This is a genomic window from Paenibacillus sp. FSL H3-0310, assembly GCF_038002785.1.
Lineage (GTDB): Bacteria > Bacillota > Bacilli > Paenibacillales > Paenibacillaceae > Paenibacillus_AQ > Paenibacillus_AQ odorifer.
In genome coordinates this window covers 47,796-62,194 of sequence record NZ_JBBODC010000003.1, presented here as the reverse complement: position 1 = coordinate 62,194, position 14,399 = coordinate 47,796, and the positions used below count along the sequence as shown (strand labels likewise).

Sequence of the window (14,399 nt, the reverse complement as noted above, 5' to 3'; positions counted from 1 at the left end):
GTATGATTATGATTATTTCTTAATCCAGTGCATCATTTCACGCAATTGGCTACCTACAACTTCTACTGGGTGAGCAGCTTCGTTGCGGCGAGTAGCGGTAAGGAAAGCACGTCCGGATTGGTTCTCAAGGATAAAGTCACGAGCGAATTTACCTTCTTGAATATCTGTCAGAACAGCTTTCATAGCTTTTTTAGTATCTTCAGTTACAATACGTGGTCCAGTTACATAGTCACCGTACTCAGCAGTGTTACTGATAGAATCGCGCATGCTGGACAATCCGCCTTCGTATACCATGTCAACGATCAGCTTCAATTCGTGCAGACATTCGAAGTAAGCCATCTCAGGAGCATATCCTGCTTCTGTCAATGTTTCGAAGCCAGCTTTGATCAGTGCGGATACACCACCGCAAAGTACAGCTTGTTCACCGAACAAGTCAGTTTCGGTTTCTTCACGGAAGGAAGTTTCGATAACCCCTGCGCGTGTACAGCCGATACCTTTTGCATAAGCAAGACCGATTTCTTTAGCTTTTCCAGTTGCATCTTGTTCGATAGCAATCAAGCCAGGAACGCCAAAGCCTTCAACATAAGTACGACGAACCATGTGACCTGGAGATTTTGGTGCTACAAGCAGCACGTCTGCATCTTTAGGAGCAACGATTTGTCCAAAGTGTACGTTAAAGCCGTGGGAGAACATCAAAGCTGCGCCTTTTTTAAGGTTTGGTTCTACTTCATTTTTATATACCGAAGCCTGTGTTTCATCTGGCATTAGGATTTGCACAACATCTGCACGGGATACTGCTTCAGCTACTGGCAATACTTCAAAACCGTCATTTTTCGCAGTTTCAAAAGATTTACCTTCACGAAGACCGATGACAACTTGAAGACCACTGTCACGCAGGTTTTGTGCTTGGGCATGTCCTTGGCTACCGTACCCGATTACCGCAATTGTCTTTCCTTTTAATACACTAAGTTCTGCATCCTGTTCATAGTACGTTGTAACTGCCATTGTCAATATCCTCCTTTAATTTGAGACCCATCATAAAGAGCGGGTGCCTCAAGAGAACTGGAATCATAGAAGATCTAGCTGCTCCTCAAGCTCCCGCTCTTTAGCGGGAAGTTCATTCATATCATATCAGATTAATGCAATCAAGCAGTAATCCGTTAAAGTCGCAAAATAAAATATTTAAGAGTTACCGCGTACCATAGCCGTAATACCCGTGCGAGACAGTTCTCTGATTCCATAAGGTTTCAAAAGCTCGATCATCGCATCAATCTTCACTGTATCTCCAACTACCTGTACTAACAATGTAGTGCTACCAATATCAACAACTGAAGCCCGGAAGGTTTCTACAACGCCCATAATTTCCGGACGCTCACTTGGATCAGCATTCACTTTAATCAGAGCCAGCTCACGAGCAACCATGGGCTTAGATCCAAGATCAACGACTTTAATTACATCAATTAACTTGTAGAGCTGCTTCTCGATTTGTTCAAGCGTATGCTGGTCTCCAAGAGTAACGATAACCATCCGGGACAATCCAACCTCTTCAGACTGGCCAACCGTTATACTCTCAATATTAAATCCGCGGCGACCGAACAAACCCGACACCCGTTGAAGCACACCCGGCTGGTCATTTACGAGTACAGAAATCGTATGTCTTGTCACTGTTATTCATCCCCCATCAGCATATGATCGATGGTTGAACCTTGAGTTACCATCGGGTAGACATTCTCGTCTTTTGGAACAACGAATTCTACCAATACTGGACCCGGTGTTTCCAGTGCTTTCTGCCATGCATCACGTGCTTCTTCCTTATTCGTCGCCCGTAGACCTTTTACACCATAGGCCTCAGCCAGCTTAACGAAGTCCGGACTGCCTGCGAGGTCTGTAAAGCTGTAACGTTTATCATAGATAAGATTCTGCCATTGGCGAACCATGCCAAGCACCTGATTGTTAATTACTACAATTTTGACTGGTATATTGTTAATCGCACATATCGCTAGCTCTTGGGAACACATTTGCATGCCGCCATCACCATTAATCGATACTACCAACCGTTCAGGATGTGCCATCTGTGCACCGATAGCTGACGGGAATCCGAAGCCCATCGTTCCAAGACCGCCTGAAGTAATCCATGAACGCGGATGATTGAACTTATAGTATTGTGCAGCCCACATTTGATGCTGACCAACATCCGTTGTAACAATCGCTTCACCTTTAGTGGTGTCATTGATCATTTCAATCACCCATTGTGGTTTAAGCTCTGTTTCTGAATCCTTATACCGAAGCGGCTGATCTAGCTTCCACTGAGCAATCTGTGTTCTCCAAGCATCAGCATTAGATGCGCGGCCAACCTCAGGATTCAGCATTTCCAATACCGTTTTCACATCGCCTACAATCGGAATATCAGGCGATACATTTTTCCCGATTTCTGCAGGATCGATATCGATATGCACGATTTTGGCTTTTGGCGCGAAGCCGTCCAGTCTGCCAGTAACACGGTCATCAAAACGTGCACCGATATTAATGAGCAAATCGCACTGTTGGATCGCATTATTCGCGGTATACGTACCATGCATACCCGGCATTCCCATCCAAAGTTCTTCTGCACTAGGGAAAGCTCCGAGACCCAGCAAGGTTGTAGTAATTGGAATCTCTGTCCGTTTCACGAATTCGAACATAGCTTCATGTGCTCCGGAGTAAATAACTCCACCACCTGCAATGATGATCGGACGTTCAGCAACCGCAATCGCACGAACCAATTTATCAAGCTGCAGTTTGTTTGGAACTGTACAAGGATTGTAGCCCCGAAGATTCACTGTTTTCACTGGTGTGAACAACGTCTTCGCTGCTGACACGTCTTTCGGAATATCGATCAACACTGGACCTTTACGACCGGTATTCGCCACATGAAAAGCTTCATGTATAACACGGGGGAGATCCTCAACATCTCTTACAAAGTAGCTATGCTTAGTGATTGGCATCGTTATCCCGGTAATGTCTGCTTCCTGGAAAGCATCTGTACCGATCAGGCTGGAGAATACGTTACCTGTGATTACAACCAATGGAGTGGAGTCCATATATGCTGTAGCAATACCTGTTACAAGATTCGTTGCTCCGGGACCTGAGGTAGCTATACATACCCCTGGTTTGCCACTTGCTCTAGCGTAACCGTCAGCTGCATGAATAGCACCTTGCTCATGACGTGTTAACACGTGATTGAAATCCGTAAAACCGTACAATGCATCATAGATGTACAGTACAGCTCCACCCGGATATCCGAATACAGTGTCTACACCTTCTAATACAAGGCTGCGGAGTAATATCTCGGAACCGGAAATGACCTCCGGCTCCATCCATTTTTCTTTTAACTGCTCAGTAGACCGTAATTCCGGTATTTGCGCGCTCATCAGTATTCCTCCTCCGATATTTAACATTCATTATGCAAATGACGGACCGTCCTTTATACATCAGCAAATGGTTCCTTATAAAACAAAAAAACCTTTCGCCTCCCACGCACAGTATTAGCGCGTGAGGGACGAAAGGTTGATCTTCCGTGGTACCACCCATGTTTGCATTACATCTCGCGATGCAACGCCTTATCAGGTATACAAAAATCCATCGATGTAGGCAAGGGCCCTAATCTCTGTAACCTGAAGTCCCTAACGCGGACTAAACGATTTCCCCTAATAATTCCACCACTCTAGCCAGTGGACCTTTCAGGAAAACAGCTCCGAGGTGAGCTCGTATATAAGGGATTTCGGTGGAGGTTGCAGCAGATCCTCACACTCTCTGAGCAAAAGAGCCCTTAAAACTTCGTCCTCATCATTGCCGATACATGTATGTTCGATAAAATGTTTAGACACATTATATGATTCCTAACATGGATAAGTCAATACCCTTATTTTTAATATTGTCACAACTCCTACTTCTACGTGCTGGGAACCCCCACCACGCTCCCGACATATGATGTACGACAATGCGTAGAAAGGGGGCGCTCTATGATCCGTTATCGTCGACCCAAGCAGGATGACGTCATTATCCTTGATTTAATCGAGCGACAGCTTGTACCATTATCTCATTTACCAAAGACTGAAATTGCCAAAATCAAAAAAGATATCCCCCGTCGTCTGGGACACGGTATCACCTTAGTCGCCTGTCCCGACTATGAGAGTGATCCAATGGGGTTTGTCCATTTCCTGCTGCATGGTGATTTACTTTATATCGATATGTTAGCCATAGCACCCGCAGCACGGCGCAAACACTTGGGGAATATGCTCATGGATCGAGCAGAACGATTTGCACTATCACGCGGATGTCATCGGGCTAAGGTATCCGTCGATTTAGGAAACACAGCAGCTCTTGCCTTTTATCAAAAATTGGGCTACAGCGTAGCCCGTTATCAATCCCTAAGCTTCTGTTACGAATTGGAGAAAAGGTTCATCTAGTTAAATCGAATTTCAACTGAACTTAAAAGAATCCGAAAGGTGGATAGGGTGTGCCTCCGTACCCGTAACCTCCATAAGGATTACCATAGCCAGGACCTCCGCCATAAGGAGCTCCACCGCCATAGCCACCACCAAAAGCATAAGGTGCTGTACCAATAGCTAGCAAATCAAACAACACTAAAGGAATGATTGCTTTGGTTTGTACTTTTTTACCACTTACGCGTTGTAATATCAGACGATTTCCGGATACACGAAGCAGTTTCCCTGTCACCTGAGTACCGTCCTTTTTTACTGCAATGATCTGCTTACCCACGAGTCTCATAACCTGCTTCTTCGTAACTGGCTTAGTCATATGATCCCCTCCTAAATGTTTTGTACGCCTCTCATTTGCATCATCTACAAAACAGTCTATTCGATGGAAAGGACCTTCGCCTGTACACTTGCCCTCCTGCCTCAATGTTTATCCTTGCTGATCCTAATAAAAAAGCCGTATTTCCGGGAAAAGACCGGAAATACGGCTTTGAAAAGTTACATTTCTATCGCTTACCAGGATCGTATGGCTGTCCTAATGCCTTAGGAGCAGAGGATCGGCCTACAGCCCCTACCAGCACGATGATAGTCAGTACATAAGGGATCATAAAGATAAACTCTTGAGGAATATTTTGTGACCACTCATACAATTGAACATAGTTGCGAATCGCTTGGGAGAATCCGAAGAATACCGCTGCACCAAAGGCACCAAGTGGATTCCATTTCCCAAAGATCATCGCTGCAATGGCGATAAAACCTTGACCAGAGATTGTATTATGTCCAAAGGTTCCGGTTGTTGTTAAAGTGATTGTAGCTCCACCAATACCCGCCATCAATCCACTCAACATTACACCGATATATCTCATCCGATTAACTTTTACACCCAGTGTATCTGCAGCACTTGGATGCTCACCTACTGCACGCAAACGCAATCCAAATGGCGTCTTAAACAGAACCAAATAAATAACGATGACCAGTATTATGGCCAGATAAGTTGTAGGATAGGAATTAAAAATCCCTTCACCAATCACTGGGATTTTGGAGAGCCCAGGAATTGCAACCTTGCTAAACCCATCAATGATCGGAGTTTCAGCAGATCCATCAAACAGGAGCTTTACCATATAGAGCGTGCTTCCTGCAGCTAAAAAGTTAATAACCGTACCACTAATCGTCTGATCAGATTTAAAGGTTATAGATGCAACCGCATGAATTAGTGAGCCTAGCACACCAACAGCTATAGCACAGAGTACACCAACCCAAGGAGCCCATTCGCCCATTCCAGCGTCCTGAGCATAATAACCGCCTACTGCTGCCGCAAAGGCACCAAACATCATCAAACCTTCAAGTCCAATGTTTACGACACCGGAACGTTCAGAGAAGATGCCGCCAAGTGAGGCAAAAATGAGCGCTGTGGAAAAAACAAGCGTTGTATTAAGCAGTTGACCTAACGTCTGCAGATCCATCTATAACACCTTCTCTTTCTTGCGCTTGAAGTAAAAGGGCTTAAGCACCCAGCGCACAATCCCTTGTGCCGCAATAAAGAATATGATTGAACCAATAACGATACGAATAAGCTCTGGTGGAACATCTGCAGCAAAACTCATACCCGCAGAACCATAAGTCAGCGTACCGTAGAGAATCGCAGCCAGAATAACACCAAGTGGATGTGTTAAACCAAGAAGAGCAACAGCGATACCATCAAATCCATATCCTGGCGATGCCGCGAAAATAGCTTGATAATGGAATACACCAAGCACCTCTCCTGCTCCGGCCAGACCGGCGAATACACCACTTATGAACATTGCCTTCATAACGTTACGTCCAACATTCATCCCTGCATATTCGGCAGCATGTGGATTGTAACCAACTGCACGCATTTCGTAGCCCTGCTTGGTCTTCCATAAGTACACATAGAAGAATACCGCTGCAGCAAGAGCAATAGCTGTACCCCAGTGTAGACGTGCATTATCAAATATCGAATTCAAAAAGGTCATGGAAAGCGAGGCCGGAATATCCTCGGAACGATTTTGTCCTGGAAGCAACAAAAAGTTTCTAACGATATAATTCGACAGGTAAAGAGCAATCCAGTTTAACATGATTGTGGTAATAACTTCGTTAATCCCACGTTTTGCTTTCAAATAACCGGCAATCCCTGCCCATAAACCACCACAGACACCCGCAATAATTACAGCAAGCGGGACAAGCAGGAAGGATGGCAGACCTGCCATCTTAATACCCACCACTGTTGCCGCTGTCATACCAATCATTACTTGGCCATCTGCCCCGATATTAAACATCCCTGAACGGAATGCGAAAGCTACGGCTAGCCCTGTAAGCATTAATGGTGTCATTTCGCGCACAGCTTCACCAAAGTTATACAAATTACCAAACACCCGTTTGAACAGTGCGGAGTAAGCAGTTATCGGATCATAACCGCCCAGAAGCATAACTATTGCTCCCACAAGAAAACCAAGCACGATGGCAACCAGAGGAACGATGTAGCTGTCAGTTGTGAAGATTTTTTTGAACTTATTCAACTGCCTTACCTCCCCGCTGCAAGCTGCCTGCCATCATAAGACCCAGTTCCTGATCATTCGTATCTTGCGGGAACACTTCACCGACAATTTTCCCTTCATAGATAACAGCGATTCTGTCAGAGACGTTCATAATCTCGTCCAATTCAAAGGAAATAAGTAGAACAGCCTTTCCTTGATCACGCTGAGCTATGAGTTGCTTCTGAACAAATTCGATAGCCCCAACATCTAAACCGCGTGTAGGTTGTGCGGCAATTAACAATGTCGGATTTTTATCTATTTCCCGCGCAATAATCGCTTTCTGTTGATTTCCGCCGGATAAAGAACGGGCTTTGGTCTCTATTGAAGGTGTACGTACATCAAATTGCTCTATAAGCTTCGCTGCGTACTTATCAATGACATCATTTTGCAAAAAGCCATTTTTGTTGTAAGGACTCTTATAATAGGTTTCCAAAACCATATTCTCACTCATGGTGAAATCAAGCACTAATCCATGCTTGTGGCGGTCCTCAGGAATATGAGAGACATTCATCTCTGAAACCTTCCGCGGTGATAAATTAGCAATTTCATTGCCAGAAACGGTTATCGAACCCGAATCAATTTTGCGCAGACCTGTAATGGCCTGGATCAACTCACTTTGTCCATTGCCATCTACGCCAGCAATCCCGAGAATTTCCCCTGCTTTAACTTCAAAGCTAAGACCATCCAGTACGGAGACCCCGTCTTTACTCTTACTGCTGACATCCTTCAGTTTGAGTACAGATTGGCCAACCTCAGGAGCTTTCTTGTCCACTTTAAAAGTTACGCCACGCCCAACCATTTTTTCAGCTAGCTCATTAGGATTGGTCTCTGCGGTATTCACAGTATCAATTACTTTCCCACGTCTAATAATGGTGACCCGATCAGATATTTGCATGATTTCTTTAAGCTTATGCGTGATCAAAATAATGGATTTTCCCTCTGCAACAAGCCGCTTCATAATCGCCATGAGTTCCGTAATTTCTTGAGGCGTAAGTACTGCGGTCGGCTCATCAAATATGAGAATATCCGCTCCACGGTACAGGGTCTTCATAATTTCTACCCTTTGCTGCATACCTACCGAAATGTCATGAATAACGGCATTTGGATTCACTTGCAGGCCATATTGCTCCGATAGCTTCCGAACCTGTTCCGCAGCGGATTTATAGTCAATTTTAAGACCTTTTTTCGGCTCCATCCCAAGAACAATATTCTCGGTCACCGTAAAAGGCTCCACAAGCTTGAAATGCTGATGAACCATACCAATACCAAGCTCAATAGCTTTATTGGGGTTATCAATAATAACCGGTTTCCCGTCGATTTCAATACTGCCTTCATCCGGTTGATACAATCCAAATACAATGTTCATTAAAGTGGACTTGCCTGCACCATTCTCACCAAGCAATGCAAGGATTTCACCCTTTTTAAGCGTCAAGCTAATGGAATCGTTAGCAACAATACCGGGAAAGCGTTTTGTGATTTGCTTCAACTCTACGACAGGAGCCGCAGCACTCATGGAATCACCCTCATCACAGAATATATAACTACCTTATAGACACGGATGTACCGCCCTTTGTAAGGCGGTATATCTATGTTCCTCTTATCATAACCAGTGCTTTAACAAGGAATAAGGCCAGCACAACACCGGCCTTATTCTTTGATCCTTATTGTAATGCAATAAATGGAGACTAACTATTACTCGGAAGGAACAGTGATTGTTCCATCAATGATTTGTTTTTTGTATTCTTCAACTTTAGCTAGGATCTCTTCAGAAACGTTGTCCTTAGTATCAGAAATACCTACACCATTATCTTTCAGACCAAGAACGGTTGTAGTACCACCCTTGAACGTACCGTCAATTACTTCTTTAGAAACTTTAAGAACAGCTTCGTCTACACGTTTGATCATGGAAGTCAAAGTAACGTCAGTACCAAACTCGATGGATTGGTCTTTATCTACACCAATAACCCATACTTTAGTACCGCCTGCTTTGTTACGAGCTTTAGCTTCGTTGAATACGCCATTCCCTGTTTGTCCAGCAGCAGGGAAGATAATGTCGTTTCCGTCGTTATACAATGTAGCCGCAAGAGATTTACCAACGTCTGGTTTGTCATAACCACCAGCATAAGTAGGTGTTACTTTAGCTGAAGGGTTAACTGCTGCTACACCAGCTTTAAAGCCAGCTTCAAAACGTTTGATTACAGGGCTTTCCAGACCACCGATGAATGCAACTTTGTTAGTTTTTGTAGTCAGACCAGCAACCACACCAACCAAGAAGGAACCTTCATTTTCGGAGAAAGTAACGGAAGCTACGTTAGGAGCTTCAACTACGCTATCAATGATAGCCAAGTTAGCATTTGGGTTCTCAGTAGCTACTTTTTTAATTGCGTCGCCAAGATCAAAACCAATACCCCAAGTCAAGTTGTATCCATCTTTAACGAAGGAGTTAAGGTTTGGCTCATAGTCAGCATTTGATTTACTTTGCAAGTACTTAACGCCACTACCTGTTTCTTTTTCAAGAGCTTGCAATGCTTCCCATGCGGATTGGTTAAACGATTTATCGTTTACGCCACCAATGTCAGTAACCATACCAAATTTGAAATCGGATTTAGGTGCGTTTGTTCCTGCATTGGTTCCTGCATTAGTTTCACCTTTAGCGGCGTTGTTATTGTTGTTTCCACAGCCTGTCAAAACGACTGTAAGAGACAGCAACATTGCAAGAGATAGCTTTAAACCTTTTTTCATTGAATGTAATCCCCCTTAAAATATTGGATGTCTTCTGTGTTCTGCTTGGACATTCCATTAGTTCAAATTATAACTGCAATAAAATCTAAAATCCAGTGCATAAATGACCTCAGGTCAATAATAATTTGCACTTTTTAGCAAGTAACCGCTTTCCATGACATAGCATGTTACAGTTATGTCTGGTTAATGTCAGAAACCCTGATTTTACTCTGTATAGTATTCCAACACATTACAAATATTATTGCACACTTAAGTGTTTTCTATTATTATGATTCCTTAGTAATTGCACTGAAAGGAAGTTATCAGATCATGACCGAAGAAATAAATCCACAAACAACACCGGCCTTCAAATATTGCCGTGAATCCCGTGTCTTCAAAACCGGACGCGTTTTCCCTAATGATGTCAATAATCACAAAACATTATTCGGTGGCAAGCTTATGAGCGGCATTGATGAAGTAGCCTCCATTTCAGCTATGCGCCATTGTCGAACTAACGTCGTCACAGCCTCTACAGACTCTGTAGACTTCTTGAGACCCATTCGCCCTACGGACTCCGTATGCTTTGAATCCTTCGTCTCCTGGACCGGACGGACAAGCATAGAGGTGTTTGTGAAGATCATTTCAGAAAATCTATATACTGGAGAGCGCGCTGTCGCTGCTACTTCATTTCTAACCTTTGTCGCAGTCGAAGAGGATGGCACACCTACTCCGGTTCCAGCTATCATCCCAGAGACAGACGAAGAGAAGCTGATCAACGAATCTGCTAATGAACGTTCCGAGCTACGAAAAGTTCGCCGCAATATCAGCAAAAAACTCGCCGCTCAATTAAACACCATAAAGTACTGGGAATAGCTCTGCAGATGCAGAGCTTTTTCTTTTATGTAGGGAATTTCAACGCTGCTTCATCCCTATCTTACCGCACAAAAAAGCACCGCTGCATGGGCAACCCGCAGGCGGTGCTTTTCGGTTATATTACAACACTTACGCGTTGATTTTCTCTTTAGCAATACCAGCTAAGGAGTTGAATGCGTTAAGATCATTCACAGCCAGATCAGCCAGCATTTTACGGTTAACTTCTACACCAGCCAATTTCAGGCCGTATACAAGCTTGCTGTAAGAAAGACCGTTCAAACGAGCTGCTGCATTAATACGAACGATCCACAGTCTGCGGAAGTTACGTTTAGTTTGACGACGGTCGCGGTAAGCGTAAACCATCGATTTCATTACTTGTTCTTTAGCTGTTTTAAAAATACGGTGTTTAGAACCGAAATAACCTTTTGCCAATTTCAACACTTTTTTATGTTTACGACGAACTACAAATCCGCCCTTAACTCTTGCCATATTAATAAACCTCCCAAAAATGTGTAATAAACTATTTCAAGTTAGCCAATCCTTGTTTCAAACGTCTTACATCCCCAGGGGCCATTACTGGATTTCCGTTCAGAACGCGCTTAGCGCGTTTAGATTTGTGGGACAGCAAGTGGTTTTTGTGAGCTTTGTAACGTGTTACTTTACCAGTTCCGGTAATTTTGAAGCGGCCTTTCAGGCTGCTGTGTGTTTTCATCTTAGGCATGGTGTTTCCTCCTTGAATATTATGCGGCGCCAAATTGCAGATAAGCAAGTGACTCCAGATTTATTGAGCTTTAGGAGCCAAAATCATAATCATGCTGCGGCCTTCCAGCTTTGGCTGGCGCTCAACAACAGATATATCAGCCACTTCGTTCTTCACTCGTTCGAGGATTTTTTGGCCGATATTCGCGTGTGTAATCTCACGTCCGCGGAAACGTACGGAGCACTTCACTTTATCGCCCTCACCCAAGAACTTGATCACATTGCGGAACTTAGTTTGATAATCATGTTCCTCAATGTTAGCACGGAACCAGACTTCCTTGATATCAACGACCTTCTGGTTTTTACGCGCTTCCTTCTCTTTCTTCTGCGTTTCATAACGGAACTTGCCGTAATCCATGATGCGGCATACCGGCGGCTTAGCCTGTGGTGCTACATTGACTAGATCCAGATTAAGATCGATCGCCATTTGCAGCGCTTCGCGGATCGGTTTAATTCCGATTTGCTCACCTTCCGCACCAACCAACCGTACCTCTTTGGCCCGAATTTCATCATTGATCATATGTTCCTTACTGATAACTCTCCACCTCCGGATCTTTTTAACAACTATTCTCACGTAACTCCATAAAAAAGGGGTGCCGGTAACACCCGACACCCCGTGTTTGATCAACGTTCATGAACATTAACATTCATAAAGCATTGAGATCAAAACCAGCCGGCGAATATGCCAGTCAGGTGAGAAGCAGGTGCTTCTTCTTGCAATCCCTATGATTTGCGTACTTGAATACTATACACCACACTATTTGGGGTGTCAATCCTTTTATGCAGAAATTTCGTGAATTTTATACCTGCTTACTTTGTACTTCTTCAAGTCGTACTACGCGAGTATGCTTGGTATGGCTCCATTGCTTATTGTTCTGCGTGAAGAACGCATAGAACGTAATCGGATACCACGAGATCAAGTAGATCGGGAAGAATACAAGATAAGCATATACTTTCTTGAACGTAACCTTCTCCAATGCCATCGCAATACCAAAAGTCACCAGATTGGCGCCAATAGCCAGGAAGCTGAGCCAGATCGGCAAGCTGCCGTAAATGTTAGCGATATTCGGTCCGTTAAAGAACGCCATATCCACCCACATTACCGCCGTCATTAAAAAAGTGAGCAATACAATATATACATTCGCTCCATAAAGCGCGAGGTCAAACTTCGTTAAGCTGCGTTCTTTAATACTTTGCCAAAGCAATGGGAAAAAATAACGGCGAGCAACAGTGAAGTGCCCCTGCATCCAACGCAGACGCTGTCTTGAAGAGGCCTTGAAGGTTAACGGCTTCTCATCAAATACCTTTGCATCATAATTGAACTTAGGATATACACCATGTGCTGCACTACGCATCGTAAACTCCAAGTCCTCGACCAAACTTGTAGCTCCCCAGCCCATTTCTTTAAGAAGTGTGGTCTCAAAACACATTCCCGTTCCGCCAAGGAAGTTAGCCATATTTAAATTATGGCGTGAAAGTTGCCACAAACGGTTAATATACCAGTACGAAATACCATAAGCAGCTGTAATCCAGGAATCCTCTGGATTCTTGGTGTCGATATAACCTTGGATTACCCGTGCACCTGAACAAAGATCATTATTCATCTCCATCAGGAACTCAGTATGCGCCAAGTTATCGGCATCGAACATGACAACAGCATCATATTGCCGGGGCATAGCCCACAGCTCTTTAAGCATCCATTCTATTGCGTAGCCTTTACCTCTCAGATTTGCATTGGTGCGGACACAAGCGTTCATGCCGTGTTCTCTAACGATGCGAGCTGTACCGTCTGTACAATTGTCACAAATTACAAATACATCGTACAGTTCTGATGGATAATTAAGCTGCTTCAGATTCTCCATTAATGCGCCGACAACTTCTTCCTCGTTATGTGCGGCAACAAGTACGGCAAAAGATTTTTCCGGCTTATACTGCGTTTTTTTCTTTTTCCTGTGCAGTCCGAATAATGAAAACGTAAACTGATAGACTGCGATTGCTGCCAAGATCACTTGGAGCGTAACAAACAGTGCGTCTGTCATGACCTTTTGATGCCCCCTTTTTTCACTCTTGGTGTTCTTTTTTTCTCTCTAGCTTGCTTGACGTTCTTTCTGACCCTTTTGTTGCATCCCTTAACAATAGACCAAGAGTATTCTTATTCTCGGCAGACTTCACAATTTTTATATATGCTGTTTAAAAGAATTCTATGGATTCCTTTTTTTGAATCCTTATTTATCTCTTACCCTTTTAAACAGGTTTAGTCTGCTTGAATCATTGTAAAGCGTAATAGTGCTCTAAGTCAAAACTGGCAAATTTCGTGTAAACCTGAGCTTTTCCTTGAAATGAACTACCTTTAAAAAGTATGATTAAGACAGATCTAAGCTATAGAACGGATTACTGCATTAACATCTGTTAACGGTAGCCGGACTAGCGGAGGGAATTAGATATGAGACATTTATTCATGAAACTACATCTCTGGGAGCGGAATCTTTTTAAGTGGATCAACGGACGAATGCATAATCGTTTTTTGAACTTTTGGCTCTTTTACCTTACTCATTTGGGTGGAGCTACAAGCACGATTGTTATCAATATACTGGTATGGGTATTAGCTCCTGAGCCTTGGAGAACTACAGGTTTACAAGCCTTGACAGCACTAGCTGTCAGCCATATACCCGTAGCTATCGCCAAAAAACTGTACCCGCGTATGCGTCCTTATCTGGCGTTACCGGAAACCAATACTTTTCGTAATCCATTAAAGGATCATTCTTTTCCATCTGGTCATACTACAGCTATCTTTGCTTCTACGGTCCCTTATATGCTGGCGTTTCCTGCTTTGACCGTTATTCTGCTGCCGCTAGCTTGTATTGTCGGATTTTCTCGTATTTATCTTGGATTGCATTATCCATCAGATGTTATAGCTGGCGCAGTGATCGGTTCCTGCGTAGCAGCTGGTACTATAGCCTTATGGATGTAAAGCATTTATTGTTAATAACCGGGAAAACCCTTGAGAATAGGT

The 14,399-nt window shown here is 43.7% G+C and carries 15 protein-coding genes; 3 read left to right on the top strand and 12 right to left on the bottom strand.

Annotation, left to right across the window (positions count from 1 at the left end):
• Nucleotides 1–12 precede the first annotated feature (12 nt).
• The 3 genes from ilvC to ilvB form a co-directional block, all read right to left on the bottom strand.
• A complete protein-coding gene (ilvC, locus tag MHH63_RS26445; protein ID WP_036679485.1) occupies nt 13–1,005 on the bottom strand; it encodes a ketol-acid reductoisomerase in 993 nt (330 codons plus the stop codon).
• A gap of 177 nt (nt 1,006–1,182) precedes the next feature.
• Nucleotides 1,183–1,671, bottom strand: coding sequence for an acetolactate synthase small subunit (gene ilvN / locus MHH63_RS26440; RefSeq protein WP_170914191.1), 489 nt, complete (start codon nt 1,669–1,671; stop codon nt 1,183–1,185).
• On the bottom strand, nt 1,668–3,410 hold the full coding sequence (ilvB, locus tag MHH63_RS26435) for a biosynthetic-type acetolactate synthase large subunit (protein ID WP_036679490.1): 1,743 nt from the start codon (nt 3,408–3,410) through the stop codon (nt 1,668–1,670). The genes ilvN and ilvB overlap by 4 nt, the downstream gene beginning before the upstream one ends.
• 591 nt (nt 3,411–4,001) lie before the next feature.
• Between ilvB and MHH63_RS26430 the strand changes: the two genes are divergently transcribed.
• A complete protein-coding gene (locus MHH63_RS26430; protein ID WP_036679492.1) occupies nt 4,002–4,448 on the top strand; it encodes a GNAT family N-acetyltransferase in 447 nt (148 codons plus the stop codon).
• 22 nt (nt 4,449–4,470) lie between these two features.
• Here MHH63_RS26430 and MHH63_RS26425 read toward each other — a convergent pair whose 3' ends face one another.
• The 5 genes from MHH63_RS26425 to MHH63_RS26405 form a co-directional block, all read right to left on the bottom strand.
• Nucleotides 4,471–4,800, bottom strand: a complete 330-nt coding sequence (locus MHH63_RS26425) for a hypothetical protein (protein WP_076128060.1) — start codon at nt 4,798–4,800, stop codon at nt 4,471–4,473.
• A 184-nt stretch (nt 4,801–4,984) separates the two neighbouring features.
• Nucleotides 4,985–5,941, bottom strand: a complete 957-nt coding sequence (locus MHH63_RS26420; protein WP_036679496.1) for an ABC transporter permease — start codon at nt 5,939–5,941, stop codon at nt 4,985–4,987.
• The gene (locus tag MHH63_RS26415; RefSeq protein ID WP_076107269.1) at nt 5,942–7,015 is read right to left on the bottom strand and encodes an ABC transporter permease; all 1,074 of its coding nucleotides are present in this window, start codon (nt 7,013–7,015) and stop codon (nt 5,942–5,944) included.
• Complete coding sequence (locus MHH63_RS26410; protein WP_036679500.1) at nt 7,008–8,546, bottom strand: ABC transporter ATP-binding protein; 1,539 nt, start codon at nt 8,544–8,546, stop codon at nt 7,008–7,010. Before MHH63_RS26410 ends, MHH63_RS26415 begins: the two co-directional genes overlap by 8 nt.
• A 179-nt stretch (nt 8,547–8,725) precedes the next feature.
• A complete protein-coding gene (locus MHH63_RS26405) occupies nt 8,726–9,775 on the bottom strand; it encodes a BMP family lipoprotein (protein WP_076107271.1) in 1,050 nt (349 codons plus the stop codon).
• A gap of 309 nt (nt 9,776–10,084) precedes the next feature.
• Between MHH63_RS26405 and MHH63_RS26400 the strand changes: the two genes are divergently transcribed.
• The gene (locus MHH63_RS26400) at nt 10,085–10,627 is read left to right on the top strand and encodes an acyl-CoA thioesterase (protein WP_051491073.1); all 543 of its coding nucleotides are present in this window, start codon (nt 10,085–10,087) and stop codon (nt 10,625–10,627) included.
• Between the two features lie 129 nt (nt 10,628–10,756).
• Here MHH63_RS26400 and rplT read toward each other — a convergent pair whose 3' ends face one another.
• From rplT to MHH63_RS26380, 4 genes are all read right to left on the bottom strand, one after another.
• A complete protein-coding gene (rplT, locus tag MHH63_RS26395; RefSeq protein ID WP_036679505.1) occupies nt 10,757–11,116 on the bottom strand; it encodes a 50S ribosomal protein L20 in 360 nt (119 codons plus the stop codon).
• Nucleotides 11,117–11,147: 31 nt separating this feature from the next.
• Nucleotides 11,148–11,348, bottom strand: coding sequence for a 50S ribosomal protein L35 (gene rpmI / locus MHH63_RS26390; protein WP_036679507.1), 201 nt, complete (start codon nt 11,346–11,348; stop codon nt 11,148–11,150).
• Nucleotides 11,349–11,408: 60 nt separating this feature from the next.
• Nucleotides 11,409–11,906: a translation initiation factor IF-3 gene (gene infC / locus MHH63_RS26385; RefSeq protein ID WP_036679510.1), complete on the bottom strand. Its 498-nt coding sequence runs from the start codon at nt 11,904–11,906 to the stop codon at nt 11,409–11,411.
• A gap of 280 nt (nt 11,907–12,186) precedes the next feature.
• Nucleotides 12,187–13,425 carry a glycosyltransferase family 2 protein gene (locus MHH63_RS26380; RefSeq protein ID WP_036679513.1) on the bottom strand — a complete coding sequence of 413 codons (1,239 nt, stop codon included), beginning with the start codon at nt 13,423–13,425 and terminating at the stop codon, nt 12,187–12,189.
• A gap of 404 nt (nt 13,426–13,829) precedes the next feature.
• Between MHH63_RS26380 and MHH63_RS26375 the strand changes: the two genes are divergently transcribed.
• The gene (locus tag MHH63_RS26375) at nt 13,830–14,357 is read left to right on the top strand and encodes a phosphatase PAP2 family protein (RefSeq protein WP_339172086.1); all 528 of its coding nucleotides are present in this window, start codon (nt 13,830–13,832) and stop codon (nt 14,355–14,357) included.
• The last annotated feature ends 42 nt before the right edge of the window (nt 14,358–14,399 follow it).

Bases quoted from the DNA above. Each gene is read 5' to 3' on its own strand.
- ilvC (WP_036679485.1), bottom strand. From the start codon at position 1,005: ATGGCAGTTACAACGTACTATGAACAGGATGCAGAACTTAGTGTATTA.
- ilvB (WP_036679490.1), bottom strand. From the start codon at position 3,410: ATGAGCGCGCAAATACCGGAATTACGGTCTACTGAGCAGTTAAAAGAA.
- MHH63_RS26430 (WP_036679492.1), top strand. From the start codon at position 4,002: ATGATCCGTTATCGTCGACCCAAGCAGGATGACGTCATTATCCTTGAT.
- MHH63_RS26425 (WP_076128060.1), bottom strand. From the start codon at position 4,800: ATGACTAAGCCAGTTACGAAGAAGCAGGTTATGAGACTCGTGGGTAAG.
- MHH63_RS26420 (WP_036679496.1), bottom strand. From the start codon at position 5,941: ATGGATCTGCAGACGTTAGGTCAACTGCTTAATACAACGCTTGTTTTT.
- MHH63_RS26410 (WP_036679500.1), bottom strand. From the start codon at position 8,546: ATGAGTGCTGCGGCTCCTGTCGTAGAGTTGAAGCAAATCACAAAACGC.
- MHH63_RS26405 (WP_076107271.1), bottom strand. From the start codon at position 9,775: ATGAAAAAAGGTTTAAAGCTATCTCTTGCAATGTTGCTGTCTCTTACA.
- MHH63_RS26400 (WP_051491073.1), top strand. From the start codon at position 10,085: ATGACCGAAGAAATAAATCCACAAACAACACCGGCCTTCAAATATTGC.
- rplT (WP_036679505.1), bottom strand. From the start codon at position 11,116: ATGGCAAGAGTTAAGGGCGGATTTGTAGTTCGTCGTAAACATAAAAAA.
- rpmI (WP_036679507.1), bottom strand. From the start codon at position 11,348: ATGCCTAAGATGAAAACACACAGCAGCCTGAAAGGCCGCTTCAAAATT.
- infC (WP_036679510.1), bottom strand. From the start codon at position 11,906: ATGATCAATGATGAAATTCGGGCCAAAGAGGTACGGTTGGTTGGTGCG.
- MHH63_RS26380 (WP_036679513.1), bottom strand. From the start codon at position 13,425: ATGACAGACGCACTGTTTGTTACGCTCCAAGTGATCTTGGCAGCAATC.
- MHH63_RS26375 (WP_339172086.1), top strand. From the start codon at position 13,830: ATGAGACATTTATTCATGAAACTACATCTCTGGGAGCGGAATCTTTTT.